This is a genomic window from Agrobacterium sp. DKPNP3 (genome assembly GCF_052686535.1).
On sequence record NZ_JBQYSN010000109.1, the window covers coordinates 1 to 15,338 of the forward strand.

The following is a 15,338-nucleotide window of genomic DNA, read 5'->3' on the forward strand; positions in this document are numbered from 1 at the left end:
CGGAAGAGGACGACAGCGAGAAGGGCCATGACGGCGGCAGAGGTGAGGAAGACCCCACGCCAGGAAACGACTTCCGACAAGAGGCTGGAAACCGGCCGCGCCAGCATGATGCCGGCCATCAGGCCGCTCATGACGTTACCGACGACGCGCCCGCGAACGGCGTGCGGCGCCATATGTGCGGCATAGGGGACGATGACCTGTACCGCCACCGAACTGACACCGACAAGAAAGGCGGCAATCAAAAATGGCGCGGCGTGCGGGGCAAACGCTGCAGCAACGAGCGATAGCACGGCCATGGAGACGGAACTGACCACAAGCTTGCGGTTTTCGATGAGGTCACCGAGCGGCACGACGAACAGGAGGCCGACACCGTAGCCGATCTGCGTCAGGGTGACGATCAACCCGGTCGCGCCGGCAGACAGGCCAAGCTCCGCGCCGATAATGCCGGCAAGCGGCTGGCCATAATAGAGATTGGCCGCGATCAATCCGCAGGCTGTTGCAAGCAGGAAGGTCAAGGCCGGGGAAATCGATGTCGTCTCGACATCATCCCCATCAATCACACGCGTTGTCATCATTTTCTCCAATATGGAAACAATCGTTTCCTAAATAGTCACTAAATCAATCGGCAAGCTTCATGGCGAGATCCACCACTGCCACCATGTCTTTGAGGCTGCGCCCGGTTTTTCCAACCACGCGCATGCCGTACATCATGCACAGCATCGCCCGAGCAAGATCATCGGGATCGGCTTTCGAGGCCACGGAACCATCCTTCTGCCCTTCCGTGATAATCCGGGCGACAATCCGCTCCCTCATCTTCACTGCCCGCTCGACCACGACGGCAATGTCTTCATCCAGCGCAGCCAAGTCGGCGGCGGCACCAACCACCAGACATCCATCCGAGCCGACCCCGCCGTGAGAACGTTCGGCATAAAACATCAAGCCCGCCTTAAGGCGCTCATAGCCGGTTTCGAAACCGGCCACCGCCGCCTCGAAGCGCTGGGTCTGGATGATCCTGTAGCGCTCCATCGTCGCGATGAAGATGGCTTTCTTATCCTTGAAAGCCTTGTAGAGACTGCCCTGCGCCAGTTCCATCGCATCGGTGAGATCACCGACCGAAGTAGCGTGGTAACCGCGCCGCGAGAACACCTTGATCGCACCATCCAGCGCGCGATCGAGATCGAACTCGCGCGGGCGGCCGCGATGGCGTTGTTCCGAGGAATTGGAGTGGCTCAAATTGCTCATGAGCGGAATATAGGAAACGATCGTTTCCAAATCAAGCGAAAATTTTCGCCCCACGAAGAGGCTTTAGGAAGCGCCTCGTAACGGCGCCCCTGCTACGCATTTCGTGGGAAGCCAATTTCATCCCACGTCGCAATTTGCCTGCAACCAGTTGGGATAAAAATGATGGATCAGGCAGCCCTGCGTGTCACCAAACGCGCCAGATGAGCAACGCGCCTCGGAAGTCTTTTCGGCAGGAGGTTGATGACTTCCTCGGCGAAAGCCGCCGCGTTTTCGACCGCCTTGTCGATATTGCTGACCTTCTTGCCATCCAGACAGAGAAGCGTTCCGCCATGGTCGAAAATATCGCGATAAGCCGCACGCTCGACAATCGCCGTGTTCAGCATCGACACGTTCTTTTCCGAAAGCAGCATCTTCACGAGCAACAGCGAACGCGTCGCGACCATGGCATTGACCCGCGTTAGCACGATGGAATGGGCGATCTCCTTGCCCATCTTGCGGTTCAGGAATTCGATGTGATCAAGAACTTCGGCAGCACCGCGCGCATCCATGGCTGAGCCCTGAACCGGGATCAGAACATGATCGGAAATTCCGAGCGCCATGGTCAGAAGGGGCGTCTTTGCGCCCGGAAGATCGATGATGAAGCAGTCAGTGTTGGCCCGGTTCTCGCGAATGTGTCCCTCAAGCGAGGCCATCGTCACATGCGAAATCACCGAGAGATTTTCGATCTCGCCCGATAGTTCGTGCCAGCGGGAGATCCATAATTGCGGATCGGCATCGAGGACCGTCACGCGATGGCCGCTACGGGCCAATTCGGTTGCCAGAAGCAGCACGGCCGTGGTTTTCCCCGCGCCGCCCTTGGTATTGGCGAAAGTGATGACTGACATGATACCCCCTGTTCGTCAGAGCCGTTTCATGCTCATTCTCGCACCGACGCACTTCATGGTGCTTTCTACAATCTTAACGAACAGGGTTAATAAAACGCTAACGCTGGGACGAAGCGCTATGAGAAACGCCCGCGATGGGCTCATCGTGGGCTTCATGGGCTGGAGATCGTATCCTAGCTCGTTCCGGCGCGACGTTGCCGCTGGTTTCTTCTCCCCGTCGGGAGAAGAAACCAGCAGCACGCCCTCGATCTCAAACAAGCCTGACGAATAAAAGATGCCCTTTAAAAGCAAGCCTCAAAAAGCGCCTTGGTATTTTCCAGCGTCATCGGCACCGGATTGCCACCGCAGCTGGGGTCTTTGATCGCTTCCGCCGCCAGTTCGTCGATGCGATCCGGCTTGATGCCCATGGCGGTGAGATTCTCCGGCACGCCGAGTTCCTTGCGAAGCTTCAGCACATAGTCATAAAAGCCGTCGAAACCGCCGGAAATGCCAAGATAGGCAGCGGCGCGGGCAATCTTGTCCTCGATTGCCGGACGGTTGAAGCGCAGCACCGCCGGCATGACGACGGCATTGGTCATGCCGTGATGGGTGTTGTAGACAGCGCCGATTGGATGCGAGAGCGAGTGGATGGCGCCGAGGCCCTTCTGGAAGGCAACCGCCCCCATGGCCGCTGCCGCCATCATGTTGGTGCGCGCTTCAATATCCGTGCCGTCCTTATACGCGCGCGGCAGGAATTCCTTGACGAGCCGCAAACCCTCCAGCGCCACACCGGCGCTCATCGGGTGGAAGAACGGCGACGAATAGGCTTCGAGGCAATGGGCAAAGGCGTCCATGCCCGTGCCCGCCGTGATGACCTTCGGCATGCCGACCGTCAGTTCCGGATCGCAGATCACGACGCCTGGCAGAAGCTTCGGATGGAAGATGATCTTCTTCACATGCGTCTGCGAATTGGTGATGACGCTGGCGCGACCGACTTCCGAACCGGTGCCGGCCGTCGTCGGAACGGCAACGATAGGCGCGATCTTGGAAGCGTCCGCCCGTGTCCACCAGTCGCCGATATCTTCGAAATCCCAGACCGGGCGGGTCTGCCCGGCCATGAAGGCAATGGTCTTGCCGAGATCGAGCCCCGAGCCGCCGCCAAATGCCACGACACCATCATGGCCGCCATTGCGATAGACCTTCACACCCGCTTCCATGTTGATTTCGTTGGGGTTCGGATCGACCTCGGCGAAGATCGCCCGGCCGAGACCCGCCTCCTCCAGCACATCCAGCGCATGCGCGGTAATCGCCATATTGGCAAGGCCGCGATCCGTAACGAGAAGCGGCTTCTTGATGCCGAGCGTCTTGCAGGCTTCCGCCAGTTCCTTGATCCGGCCACGGCCAAGCTTGACGGCGGTGGGATAACTCCAGTTGGCGACGATATTCATTTCGTGACTTTCTTCAGATGGTAGGATTTCGGACGGGTCAGGTTCTGGAAACCGAGGACAGAAAGCGAGCCGCCCCGGCCCGTCTCCTTCACGCCGGTCCAGCAAAGGGCGGGGTCGAGATAATCCGCGCGGTTCATGAACACGGTGCCGGTTTCGATTTCGCGGCCGATCCGCCCGGCGCGGGCGGCATCCTGCGTCCACAGCGAAGCGGTCAGGCCGTATTTGCTGTCGTTCATCAGCGCGATGGCTTCGTCATCGTTCTTCACCTTCATGATGCCGACAGCCGGGCCGAAGGTCTCCTCGGTCATGAATTCCATGGAATGATCGACATTGACGAGGACTTGCGGCGCGACATAGGCGCTCTCGCCATCATCGGCGGGAAACAGCTTCGGATCGACCAGTGCTTTGGCCCCCTTCGCGACGGCATCGGCAATCTGCGCGCGAACGACTTTTGCGAAACGCTTGTTGGCCATCGGCCCAAGCGTGGTCTCCTGTTCCAGCGGATTGCCGAGCTTGTAATTGGAAACCCACGCCACGGACTTCTCGACGAAGGCGTCATAGAGGTTTTCGTTGACGTAAATACGCTCAATGCCGCAGCAGCATTGCCCCGAATTATAGGTCGCACCATCCATCAGCGTATCGACGGCGGCGTCCAGATCGGCATCCTCCATCACGTAGCCGGGGTCCTTGCCGCCGAGTTCGAGCCCGAGGCCGGTGAAGGTGCCGGCCGCGGCGCGCTCGATGGCACGTCCGCCTTCGACCGAACCGGTGAAGTTGACGAAGTTGAAAAGGCCCTCGGAAATCAGTGCCGACGTCGTGCCATGGTCGAGGAAGACATTGATGAAGACATCGTCAGGCACGCCGGCCTCGACGAAAGCCCGCACCATGCGCTCACCCACCAGCAGCGTCTGCGCCGCATGTTTGATGACGACCGTGTTGCCGGCCATCAAAGCGGGCGCGACGGTGTTGATCGCCGTCATGTAAGGATAGTTCCACGGCGCGATAACGAAGACGACGCCATGCGCCTCACGCTCGATGCGGCGTTCGAAAGCGCCGCTTTCCTCGATGACGAGGGGAGCAAGCGCGTCCGCGGCAATGGAGGCGACATAATTGGAGCGCTCGTTGAAACCCTTGAACTCACCGCCATAACGCACCGGACGGCCCATCATGTGGGCGAGTTCCGGCACGACCTCATCCACCATTTCGTTAAGACGTGCGACACCCTTCAGCACCAGCTGAACGCGGTCCTCAAGCGGACGCCGCGCCCAGTCCTTCTGCGCCTTGCGCGCCTTCGAAACGGCGGCCCTCGCCGCCTCCAGCGACATCGCCTCCCGCTCGGCATAAACCGAGCCGTCGATGGGCGAGATATTCTGGATCATGGTCATGATGTTTTCCCGTAATGATTAGGCCCGTTCGAAACCGCGCGCCACTTCCCAGTCGGTCACGCGGCGGTCGTATTCTTCCTGTTCCCACGCCCCGGCGCGGACGTAATGATCGATCACATCGTCGCCGAAGGCATTTCGCAGCATGGTCGATCCATCCAGAAATGCGGTGGCGTCACGCAGCGTCTTTGGTATCTCGCGCACGTCCTTGCCGCCATAGGCATCGCCGACAAAAGCGGGCTCAAGTTCAAGTTTATTTTCGATGCCGTCAATGCCTGCCGCGAGAAGAGCAGCCATGGCGAGATAGGGATTGAGATCGGAGCCACCGACACGGCACTCGATGCGGATGCCCTTTGTGCCCTCCCCGCAGAGACGATATCCCGCCGTGCGGTTGTCGAGGCTCCAGATCGCCTTGGTCGGCGCAAACGTGCCGGCCATGAACCGCTTGTAGGAATTGATGTAGGGCGCCAGAAAATAGGTGATCTCGCTGGCATGGGCCAGAAGCCCGGCAACATAATGCCGCATCAGCTGCGACATGCCATGCTCTGCATCCTTGTCCAGAAACGCCGGGGTCTTGCCGTCGAGGCTCCACAGCGACTGGTGGATGTGGGAAGAACTGCCGGCGGCATTGTAGTTCCACTTGGCGAGGAACGTCACCGCCTTACCCTTCGACCAGGCGATCTCCTTGGTGGCGTTCTTGATGATGGCGTGCCGGTCGGCCATGGTCAGCGCCTCGGCATACCGAACGTTGATTTCCGCCTGACCGGGAGACGCCTCGCCCTTGGAATTTTCAACCGGAATGCCGGCGCCCTGCAAGCCCTTGCGCAGCGCGCGCATGACGTCCTCTTCCTTGGTCGTCTGGAAGATATGGTAGTCCTCATTATAGCCGCTAGCAAGGTTCAGACCCTTGTAACCATTGGCGCGCGCCGCATCGAAGGTCTGGTCGAACAGGAAGAACTCCAGCTCGGTCGCCATATAGGCCTTCAGTCCCATGGCCTCCAGCCGCGCCACCTGCTTCTTGAGCATCGCGCGCGGGGAATGCGGCACCTCCTCGTGTGTGTGATGATCGAGCACGTCGCAGAGCACCAGCGCCGTGCCTTCCAGCCACGGCACACGCCGCAGCGTCGAAAGGTCCGGTTTCAGCACATAGTCGCCGTATCCTTTTTCCCAGCTGGAGGACTTGTACCCGGGAACGGTCTCCATCTCCATGTCGGTGGCAAGCACGTAGTTGCAGCTATGGGTTTCCTCATAGGCACTTTCGACGAAGAATTCGGCCTGGAACCGCTTGCCCATCAGACGCCCCTGCATGTCCACAAGGCAGGCCAGAACCGTGTCGATGCGGCCCTCGGCGACATCCATCTTAAGCGCGTCGAATGTGTAGCTCGTCATATTGTCCGTTCCCTTTATTGTCGTGATCGGGCGGCCGGGATGCGGCCGCCCGTGTTTGTGAGCATCAGGCTTTTGCAGCTGCCGCGGCCATAGCCGCCTGCTTATGCTCCAGCGCGAATTCCTCTTCGGGCGACAGGATGAGGCGATGGCGCCCGATGAAGGCGAAATAGGCGATCGCGACCGCAAACCAGACCGCTACCCACAGCACGCCCTTGCTGAAGTTCGGATCCTGGATCTGGTAAAGCAGTGTAACGATGGCGATGATAACAGTCAGCACCGCACCCGGAATGCCGAAGGGCGAGCGGAACGGCCGCTCTATATGCGGCAGGTTTTTCCGGAGCAGGATGAAGGAAATCGCCTGCAGGATATAGGAGAACATCGCGCCGAACACGGCCATGTTCAGAAGCACGCTGCCGATGATGCTGCCGCCCTGTTCCGCGCCCAGTGCGAACCAGATGACCAGCATGACTGCAAGACCAACGAGAGCGCCGGCGATATTGGCCACGAAGGGAGTGCGGTATTTCGAGTGGGTGATGGAAAGCACGGTCGGGAAGTACCCGGCCCGCGATAGCGAATAGATCTGCCGGCCCTGCGCATAAAGGATCGTATGGAAGCTCGCGATCAGGCCGGTGAGCGCGACGATGCCAAGCAGCACCACGCCGCCATCGCCGTAAATCGCCTTGAAGCCATCCAGCAACGGCTCAAGCGAGGAGCTGAGATGGAAGGCGCCGACGCCCGGCAGGGACGGATTGAGCAGCACGATCATGAAGGCCGAAACCATCAGAGTAATCACGCCGAGGATGATGCCCTTCGGCATATCGCGCTTCGGATCGACGGATTCCTCGGCCGCCAGCGGCAATTGTTCGATGGCGAGGAACAGCCAGACCGCGAAAGGCAGCGTGGCGAGAACGCCCGAAAAACCGAAGGGGAAGAAGGATCCGCCGCCCTCCGGCAACTCCACCGCATTGCCATCCGGGCCGACGCCGATGTTCAGCGCATAACGGGAGAAATCCATGTTCGGAATGGCGCTGATCCAGAAGAACACCAGAACGCCGAGCGAAATCAGCGTGATGACCAGCGTCACCTTGAAGGAAAGCTCCAGCCCGAAAACGTTGAGAGCAAGGAAGATCACATAGAAACCTATCCACACAAAGGGTGAATAAGCCGGATCGAGCCCCAGAATGGAGTTCATATAAGCCGTGATGAACGTGACGATGACCGCCGGCGTCAGCACATATTCGACATTCTCGCAAAGTCCGGTAATGAAGCCGCCCCATGGCCCCATGGCCGTGCGGGCGAAGGAATAGGCTGCACCCGTATGCGGCAGCGCCGGGCTCATTTCAGCGATCGAAAATGTCAGCCCGATATACATGACGGCGATGATGATGCCCGCCACCAGCATGCCGCCCCAGCCGCCGGTGGAAAAGCCAAAATTCCATCCGGAAAAATGCCCTGAGATGACCGCTCCGACGCCAAGCGCCCAGAGCGACCAAACGCCCGCATAACGGGATAGTCCGCGTTTTTCGAAATAGGATGCATCAGCCTTCTTGTAGCTGACGCCTGATGATGAACTGTCCATGCCCTTCTCTCCTGATAAGAAAAAAACAAGCCAGTCAGCCAGGATTGGCCGATTGTGCCCCAGTCTTCGACGCCGTCAGGGAATTCCCGGATCGCGCCGCACGCATCTGCTGTTCCCGTACCGCTTCTTTTCCCGGCTTCTTTGGCCGGATTGACCGGATGGCGGCAGTCTCCTTTTGATGGCAGGCCCCGATGTGTTCACCGTCGGCCGCCCCTGCTCCCTCACTCGTCTATCGAAGCGAGTGCTTTCCCCATAAGCTCGTAAAGAAAAGCGGCGATCTCGGCCTGCTCTCCCTCATCAGTGATAAGATCGTTGCGGATTTCGATCATGACGTTCAAAAGTCCGTTAGGCAGCGCATGCAGCCGCAGCGTATGCGTCACACCGTCTTCCGGTCCGTATGGATCGTTGCGATTGACGGTGAGCGATGACCCCTCGGAACCGGCCAGCATCGCGTCCGCAAGCCGGCTGTCGCTGTCGTGCAGGATGCCGATTTCCACCTCGCGGAACTGGCCATGATAAACCGGCGTGAAACTATGGATCGTCACCACCACCACCTTGCGGCCGGCAGCCTGCCGCGACGCGATGATCTCGCTCACCCGGTCATGAAACGGCACGTAAAGCGCCGAGGTGCGGGCAAAACGCTCCGCTTCATCGAGATCGAAATTGCCGGGAATATCGTAAATCTCGCTCTTTACCGGCATGGCGGAAGGCGATTCGGGCGGGCGGTTGCAATCATAGACGAGACGCGAAAAGCGTTGATAAACCAGCGTCGCGTCGAATCTCTGCGATAGCAGCCGGGCAACGGCAAGAGCACCGGGATCCCATGCGGCATGGCTGGAAAGCACATCGGGCGAAAGACCCAACGTGCCGTATTTCTGTGGAATGGCGGCAGAGGCATGCTCGCAGACGAGAAGGATATCACCTTTGCCCTCAGCGTTCTCGACGCCGACGGCCTGCCCTTCCGCTTCTGTGAAAAACCGTGACCGCAGCGTCATGCACGCACCCCACCCGGAACCCCCGCGTTCCGTTAACGCCGAAAAGAATTCTTCACATTGCAGCCAGTGTCAAATGGAATTTTGAAATTTTCTCTTCATTTTTCCCATTGACTCGGCAGCGCGCACAGATGTTTATTTTAGCAATCACACCGGCAGAAGACCGGAAGGGGAAAAGTTTGCGCAGCACGACGGCGACCGTCTCGGATGTCATTCATGCCCATTACGACGCGTTGACCCGTTCGGAAAAACGGTTGGCGGAAAGCCTGCTCGGCAACTATCCCATGTCCGGTCTCGGCAGCATCACCACCATCGCTGAAAATGCCGGTGTTTCCACGCCGACGGTGGCACGCATGGTTCAGAAGCTGGGCTACAGGGGCTACCCCGAGTTTCAGGCGCACTTACATCAGGAACTGGAAGCGACGATCTCCGGCCCCGTCGCCAAACATGACCGCTGGGCGACCAATGCGCCCGGCCTGCATATTCTCAACCGCTTTGCCGACGCCATTACCGGCAATCTGCGCGATACGCTTGGTGATCTCGACACCGCCGTCTTCGACAATGCCGCAGCACTTTTGTCAGACCGCAAGCGCAGCATCTATTTCGTCGGCGGTCGTATTACCGGTGCGATTGCCGAGTATTTCTTCACTCACATGCAGGTGATCCGGCCGAAGACGGCTCTGATGTCGTCCAATTCCAGCGCCTGGCCGCAATATATGCTGAACATGAGCGCCGGCGACGTGCTCGTCATCTTCGACATTCGCCGCTACGAGCACGATATGACCACGCTTGCCGAGGTGGCGAAGGCAAATGGGGTGCAGATCATCCTCTTTACCGACCAGTGGACATCGCCGGTGGCGCGCCATGCACTGCATATTTTCCGGGTAAAGATCGAGGCCCCGTCCGCCTGGGATTCGTCTGTCGTGACCCTGTTCGTCGTCGAGGCGCTGATCGAAGCGGTGCAGAGCGGGACATGGGATGAAACCAAGGAACGCATGAACGCACTGGAGGGCCTGTTTGAACAGACACGCCTTTTCCGGCGTCCGGACAGAACGTGAATATGCGTAGCCGGCATACGACTTGACGCCGGTGCTGCTCGCTGATTGGATACCTGCTATCGCTACCAGCACGATAAAGCAGGGGAAAAACCAAGCTGGGGAACACATCTGGTCTAACGGACGAGAACGGACAACTCCCGCAATTGCAGGCCAGAAAGCCTGATAATGGCGGAAAACAGGCTTAAAGTGGCGGAATCCGGATAAATAAGTTGCAATCCAGCCGTCACATTAGCTTCATCGAGACTCCGTATCAGCGTCCGCAATATGAGAACACGAAGAGGAGAAAAAAGTGATCTCTCACTGCCGCCGACTGCTTGCTACAACCACCGCGCTGGTCATTGCATCCACCGCCATTGCCGCCGCTGAACCGAGCGCCGAACTGATCGCCGCTGCCAAGAAGGAAGGCATGCTCACAACGATCGCGCTGCCGCACGACTGGTGCGGTTATGGCGACGTCATCGCTTCCTTCAAGGCAAAGTACCCGGAGATCACCGTCAACGAACTGAACCCGGACGCCGGCTCTGCCGACGAAGTGGAAGCAGTGAAGGCGAACAAGGACAATAAGGGTCCGCAGGCGCCTGACGTCATCGACGTGGGTCTCGCTTTCGGCCCGCAGATGAAGGCCGAAGGCCTGCTGCAGCCTTACAAGGTTTCCACCTGGGACGAAATTCCTGACAACGTCAAGGATCCCGAAGGTTACTGGTACGGCGACTATTACGGCGTCATGTCCTTCTTCGTGAACAAGGATCTGGTCAAGGAAACGCCGAAGGACTGGGCAGACCTTCTGAAGGCTGACTATTCCGGCCAGGTCGCACTTGCGGGTGACCCGCGCGCCTCCAACCAGGCGATCCTCGGTGTTCTCGCCGCCGGTCTCGCAACCGGTGCGAAATCTGGTAAGGAAGCCGGTGAAGCGGGCCTGAAATACTTCGCCGATCTCAACAAGGCGGGCAATTTCCTGCCGACCATCGGCAAGGCCGGCACGCTTGCACAGGGCGCAACGCCGATCATCATTGCCTGGGACTATAACGCGCTTTCCTGGAGGAAGACGCTGAACGACAACCCGCCGACAGAAGTCGTCGTTCCCGAGAAGGGCGTTCTCGCTGGTGTCTACGTTCAGGGCATCTCCGCTTACGCACCGCATCCGAACGCTGCAAAGCTGTGGATGGAACACCTCTATTCGGACGACGGCCAGCTTGGTTGGCTGAAGGGTTATTGCCACCCGATCCGCTTCAACGCGATGGTCAAGGCCGGCAAGGTTCCGCAGGAACTCATCGACAGCCTGCCGCCGGCAGCTGCCTACGAAAAGGCAATCTTTCCGACACTCGAGGAAGTTGATGCCAACAAGGCTGCCGTGACCGGCGGCTGGGACAGCGTCGTTGGCGCAAACGTGAAGTAACTGTTGAAAACGCACCCCGGACCCTCGAAGTCCGGGGTGCTTCTTTTATGATCTAGACTTCATAGACAGACCGTTTTAAAACGGCGTTTGGGGACAAGGATGCCATCAACCAACACCGCCGGACCATCCGACGCGGGCAGAAAGCTGCCGCTGCATTGGATAGGCGTCGTACCTTTTGCCGTTTTTGTGCTGCTGTTTCTGATCATGCCGACGATGAAGATCGTCATTGGCGCGTTTCAGCGGACAGACGGCACTTTCACGCTGGAAAACATCCAGGGACTTTTTACCGCCTCCATCCTTTCGGCCTACTGGATCTCGATAAAGATCAGTCTCGCCTCCGCCGCACTCGGTTGTCTGATCGGCTTTGCCGTGGCCGCAGCCGTGGTGCTCGGCGGTCTGCCGCAGCGCATTCGCGGCCCACTTCTCACTTTTTCCGGCGTCGCCTCGCAATTTGCCGGCGTGCCGCTTGCCTTTGCGTTCATCGCAACACTCGGCCCGGTCGGTCTGCTGACAGTCTTTCTGAAGACGCAGGTCGGCATTGACCTGAGGCTCCTGGGCTTCAACATCCTGTCTTTCTGGGGCCTGACGGTCACCTATCTGTTCTTCCAGATTCCGCTGATGATCCTCATCATCACCCCGGCGCTTGACGGCCTGAAACGCGAATGGCGCGAGGCTGCGGAAATTCTCGGCGCGACCGGTTTTCAATATTGGCGCATGGTTGCCTTCCCGATCCTGCTGCCCTCGCTGCTCGGAACCATGTCGCTGCTTTTCGCCAACGCCTTCGGCGCCGTCGCAACCGCTATCGCGCTGACCGGCTCCTCTCTCAATATCGTGCCGATCCTGCTTTTTGCGCAGATCCGCGGCGACGTCCTTGGCAATCCGCATCTCGGTTACGCTCTCGCCTTCGGCATGATCGTCGTGACCGGCATCGCCAACGCACTTTATATCTGGCTGCGCGCCCGCAGCGAAAGGTGGCTGAAATGAAGCGTTTCTTCGCCTGGGGCGCGCTGATTTTCGGCCTGCTCTATTTCGCCCTGCCGCTGATCGGCATGACCAATTTCTCCCTGAAGATGCGGCGCGGCGAATATTCCTTCGACGCCTATGCAAGGGTGCTGACCGATCCGCGCTTTCAGGAAACCTTCAGCTATTCCGTCGTGATGGCCCTTTTTACCATCGTTTTCGGTGTTCTGCTTGTTGTGCCAACCGCCTATTGGGTGCGCCTGAAACTGCCGGGCCTGCGCCCCTATATCGAATTCATCACGCTTCTGCCGCTGGTCATCCCGGCCATCGTCATCGTCTTCGGTTACATCAGGCTCTACAACACCTCGAGCTGGCTGCCGCTGACGGGAACAAGCTTCGGCACCAACCTGCTGTTGATGTTCGGTTACGCCACGCTTGCCCTGCCCTATATGTACCGCGCCGTCGATACCGGTCTTCGAACCATCGACGTGGCCACACTGACCGAAGCGGCGCAGAGCCTCGGCGCGGGATGGACCACCATCCTGTCGCGCATCATTCTGCCCAATGTCCTGGTCGCCGTGCTGTCGGGCGCATTTCTGACCTTCGCCATCGTCATCGGTGAATTCACCATGGCGGCCCTTTTGAACCGCCCGGCCTTCGGCCCCTATATGCAGCTGCTCGGCGCCAACCGCGCTTATGAACCGGCAGCGCTTGCCGTGATTTCGTTCGGCATCACCTGGGGTTGCCTCGGTCTCATCCAACTCGTTTCCCGTTATCAGAAGGGCGCGCCTCCCAAGGCCTGAGGACAAGATTTTCATGAGCTTTTTGACACTTAGCAACATCAAGAAATCCTTCGGCTCCGTGCAGGTCGTGCATGATTTCAACATGGCCATCGAGAAGGGTGAGTTCGTCTCTTTCCTTGGACCATCGGGCTGCGGCAAGACAACCGTGCTGCGCATGATCGCCGGTTTTGAAACGCCGACCGGCGGCTCGATCGTCATCAATGGCAAGGACCAGACGGCGCTGCGCCCCAACCAGCGCAACATCGGCATGGTTTTCCAGGCCTACGCCCTGTTTCCGAACATGAACGTCTTTGAAAACGTCGCCTTTGGCCTGAAAGTCGCCGGCAAGCCGAAAGCCGAGATCGAAGCCCGCGTGAAGGAAATGCTCCAGCTCATCCATCTGGAGCATCTGGCGGACCGTTACCCCTACCAGATGTCGGGCGGCCAGCAGCAGCGCGTGGCGCTTGCTCGCGCGCTCGCACCGAAACCGGAAGTGCTTCTGCTGGACGAACCGCTTTCTGCCCTCGATGCCAAGATTCGCGTGTCGCTGCGCGAAGAAATCCGCCAGATCCAGCAGAAGCTCGGCATCACCACCATCTTCGTGACCCACGATCAGGAAGAGGCGCTGTCGATTTCCGACCGCATCGTTGTCATGAACGGCGGCCGCGCCGACCAGATCGGCTCGCCTTTCGATATTTACAACAAGCCTGCGACCCGTTTCGTCGCCTCCTTCGTCGGTACGCTCAACCTTATCGACGCGATCGTCGTGGATGCCGCGGCGAACGTCATACGCGTCGGCGATCAGCAGATCACCCTGCCGCGACCGGTGGAAGCGGCCAATGGCGAAAAGATCACGCTGGCCTTGCGGCCGGAAGCCGGCGCGCTTGGCGCGGACGCCAAGGGTGATGTCGCGATATCAGGCATTGTCACCTCCAGTCAGTTCCTGGGCTCCGTCATCCGTACCCGTCTTGATCTCGGCGGGTCGACCCTGTCTTTCGACATGTTCAACGATCCCGGCACGGCGCCCCCGGCTGTTGGCGAGCAAGTAACGCTGAAATTTGCCGCCAACGATCTGATGGTGATCAAAGATTAAATCGCTTTCCTCTGTCGAGGGAAATCGTTAAAGCAGGCCTCATATCGACCGCAAATGAAGATGTGAGGCTGCTATGCGCGCGTTATTCTATGAACGTTTTGGCGAAACCCCTGTCGTTGCCTCTCTTCCCGATCCGGAGCCGACAGAAAACGGCGTTGTCATCGCCGTCAAGGCAACCGGTCTTTGCCGCAGCGACTGGCATGGCTGGATGGGCCACGACCCCGATATCCGCCTGCCGCACGTGCCCGGACACGAGTTCGCCGGTGTCATCGCCGCCGTCGGCAAAAACGTCAGCCGCTTCAAGACCGGCGACCGAGTCACCGTTCCCTTCGTTTCGGGCTGCGGGCATTGCCATGAATGCCGCTCGGGAAACCAGCAGGTTTGCGAGGCGCAGTTCCAGCCTGGATTTACCCATTGGGGTTCTTTCGCTGAATATGTCGCCATCGACTTCGCCGATCAGAACCTCGTTCACCTCCCGGAGACGATGAGCTATGCCACGGCGGCGGGCCTCGGCTGCCGTTTTGCCACCTCTTTCCGGGCGGTGACGGATCAGGGACGGCTGAAGGGCGGCGAGTGGCTGGCGGTTCATGGCTGCGGCGGCGTCGGCCTCTCCGCCATCATGATCGGCGCGGGTCTCGGCGCACAGGTCGTCGCCATCGATATTGCCGACGACAAGCTCGACATGGCCCGCCAGCTAGGCGCGACCGCAACGATCAATAGCCGCACCGTTGCCGATGTCGCCGAGGCCGTGCGCGACATCACCGGTGGCGGTGCGCATGTCTCGGTCGACGCGCTTGGCCATCCGCAGACTTGCTGCAATTCCATCAGCAACCTGCGCCGGCGTGGACGCCATGTGCAGGTGGGCCTGATGCTTGCCGACCATGCCATGCCAGCCATTCCCATGGCGCGCGTTATCGCCCATGAGCTCGAAATCTACGGCAGCCATGGCATGCAGGCATGGCGTTACGAGGACATGCTGGCCATGATCGAAAGCGGCAGGCTCGCGCCTGAAAAGCTGATCGGCCGCCATATCTCCTTGAGCGAGGCCGCAACGGCCTTGCCCGCCATGGACAGGTTTCAGGAAAGCGGCATCAGCATCATCGACCGCTTCGTATAGCGCTCAAGCCAGCCTCACGCGTTCCGCCGACCGAAAG

14 protein-coding genes are annotated in these 15,338 nt (G+C 59.3%); 6 read left to right on the forward strand and 8 right to left on the reverse strand.

Annotated elements, in window-relative coordinates; genetic code table 11:
• The 8 genes from ACUTJJ_RS21925 to ACUTJJ_RS21960 all read right to left on the reverse strand — a co-directional run.
• Nucleotides 1–572: MFS transporter (locus ACUTJJ_RS21925; protein ID WP_445543409.1), on the reverse strand; the 572-nt coding region annotated here is incomplete at its 3' end.
• Nucleotides 573–618: 46 nt separating this feature from the next.
• Nucleotides 619–1,242, reverse strand: a complete 624-nt coding sequence (locus ACUTJJ_RS21930) for a TetR/AcrR family transcriptional regulator (protein WP_445543410.1) — start codon at nucleotides 1,240–1,242, stop codon at nucleotides 619–621.
• Between the two features lie 167 nt (nucleotides 1,243–1,409).
• Nucleotides 1,410–2,126 (reverse strand): ParA family protein, encoded by a 717-nt coding sequence (locus tag ACUTJJ_RS21935; RefSeq protein ID WP_144577318.1) that lies wholly within the window; start codon nucleotides 2,124–2,126, stop codon nucleotides 1,410–1,412.
• A gap of 281 nt (nucleotides 2,127–2,407) precedes the next feature.
• Entirely contained in the window at nucleotides 2,408–3,553 is a 1,146-nt protein-coding gene (locus ACUTJJ_RS21940; protein WP_445543411.1) for an iron-containing alcohol dehydrogenase, read from the reverse strand.
• Nucleotides 3,550–4,938 (reverse strand): aldehyde dehydrogenase family protein, encoded by a 1,389-nt coding sequence (locus ACUTJJ_RS21945; protein WP_296068944.1) that lies wholly within the window; start codon nucleotides 4,936–4,938, stop codon nucleotides 3,550–3,552. The genes ACUTJJ_RS21940 and ACUTJJ_RS21945 overlap by 4 nt, the downstream gene beginning before the upstream one ends.
• 18 nt (nucleotides 4,939–4,956) lie before the next feature.
• The gene (locus ACUTJJ_RS21950; protein WP_445543412.1) at nucleotides 4,957–6,324 is read right to left on the reverse strand and encodes a glutamine synthetase family protein; all 1,368 of its coding nucleotides are present in this window, start codon (nucleotides 6,322–6,324) and stop codon (nucleotides 4,957–4,959) included.
• Nucleotides 6,325–6,388: 64 nt separating this feature from the next.
• Nucleotides 6,389–7,903 carry an amino acid permease gene (locus tag ACUTJJ_RS21955; protein ID WP_445543413.1) on the reverse strand — a complete coding sequence of 505 codons (1,515 nt, stop codon included), beginning with the start codon at nucleotides 7,901–7,903 and terminating at the stop codon, nucleotides 6,389–6,391.
• A 221-nt stretch (nucleotides 7,904–8,124) separates the two neighbouring features.
• Entirely contained in the window at nucleotides 8,125–8,898 is a 774-nt protein-coding gene (locus ACUTJJ_RS21960; RefSeq protein WP_445543414.1) for an N-formylglutamate amidohydrolase, read from the reverse strand.
• 176 nt (nucleotides 8,899–9,074) lie between these two features.
• Here ACUTJJ_RS21960 and ACUTJJ_RS21965 point away from each other — a divergent pair, with 176 nt between their 5' ends.
• From ACUTJJ_RS21965 to ACUTJJ_RS21990, 6 genes are all read left to right on the forward strand, one after another.
• A complete protein-coding gene (locus ACUTJJ_RS21965) occupies nucleotides 9,075–9,953 on the forward strand; it encodes a MurR/RpiR family transcriptional regulator (protein WP_063950617.1) in 879 nt (292 codons plus the stop codon).
• A 289-nt stretch (nucleotides 9,954–10,242) separates the two neighbouring features.
• Nucleotides 10,243–11,349, forward strand: coding sequence for an ABC transporter substrate-binding protein (locus ACUTJJ_RS21970; RefSeq protein WP_063950618.1), 1,107 nt, complete (start codon nucleotides 10,243–10,245; stop codon nucleotides 11,347–11,349).
• 99 nt (nucleotides 11,350–11,448) lie between these two features.
• Nucleotides 11,449–12,333, forward strand: coding sequence for an ABC transporter permease (locus tag ACUTJJ_RS21975; protein WP_063950619.1), 885 nt, complete (start codon nucleotides 11,449–11,451; stop codon nucleotides 12,331–12,333).
• Nucleotides 12,330–13,112 (forward strand): ABC transporter permease, encoded by a 783-nt coding sequence (locus ACUTJJ_RS21980; protein ID WP_063950620.1) that lies wholly within the window; start codon nucleotides 12,330–12,332, stop codon nucleotides 13,110–13,112. The genes ACUTJJ_RS21975 and ACUTJJ_RS21980 overlap by 4 nt, the downstream gene beginning before the upstream one ends.
• A gap of 13 nt (nucleotides 13,113–13,125) precedes the next feature.
• Complete coding sequence (locus tag ACUTJJ_RS21985) at nucleotides 13,126–14,184, forward strand: ABC transporter ATP-binding protein (protein WP_063950621.1); 1,059 nt, start codon at nucleotides 13,126–13,128, stop codon at nucleotides 14,182–14,184.
• Nucleotides 14,185–14,257: 73 nt separating this feature from the next.
• Nucleotides 14,258–15,301 carry a zinc-dependent alcohol dehydrogenase family protein gene (locus ACUTJJ_RS21990; RefSeq protein ID WP_445543415.1) on the forward strand — a complete coding sequence of 348 codons (1,044 nt, stop codon included), beginning with the start codon at nucleotides 14,258–14,260 and terminating at the stop codon, nucleotides 15,299–15,301.
• Nucleotides 15,302–15,338 lie beyond the last annotated feature (37 nt).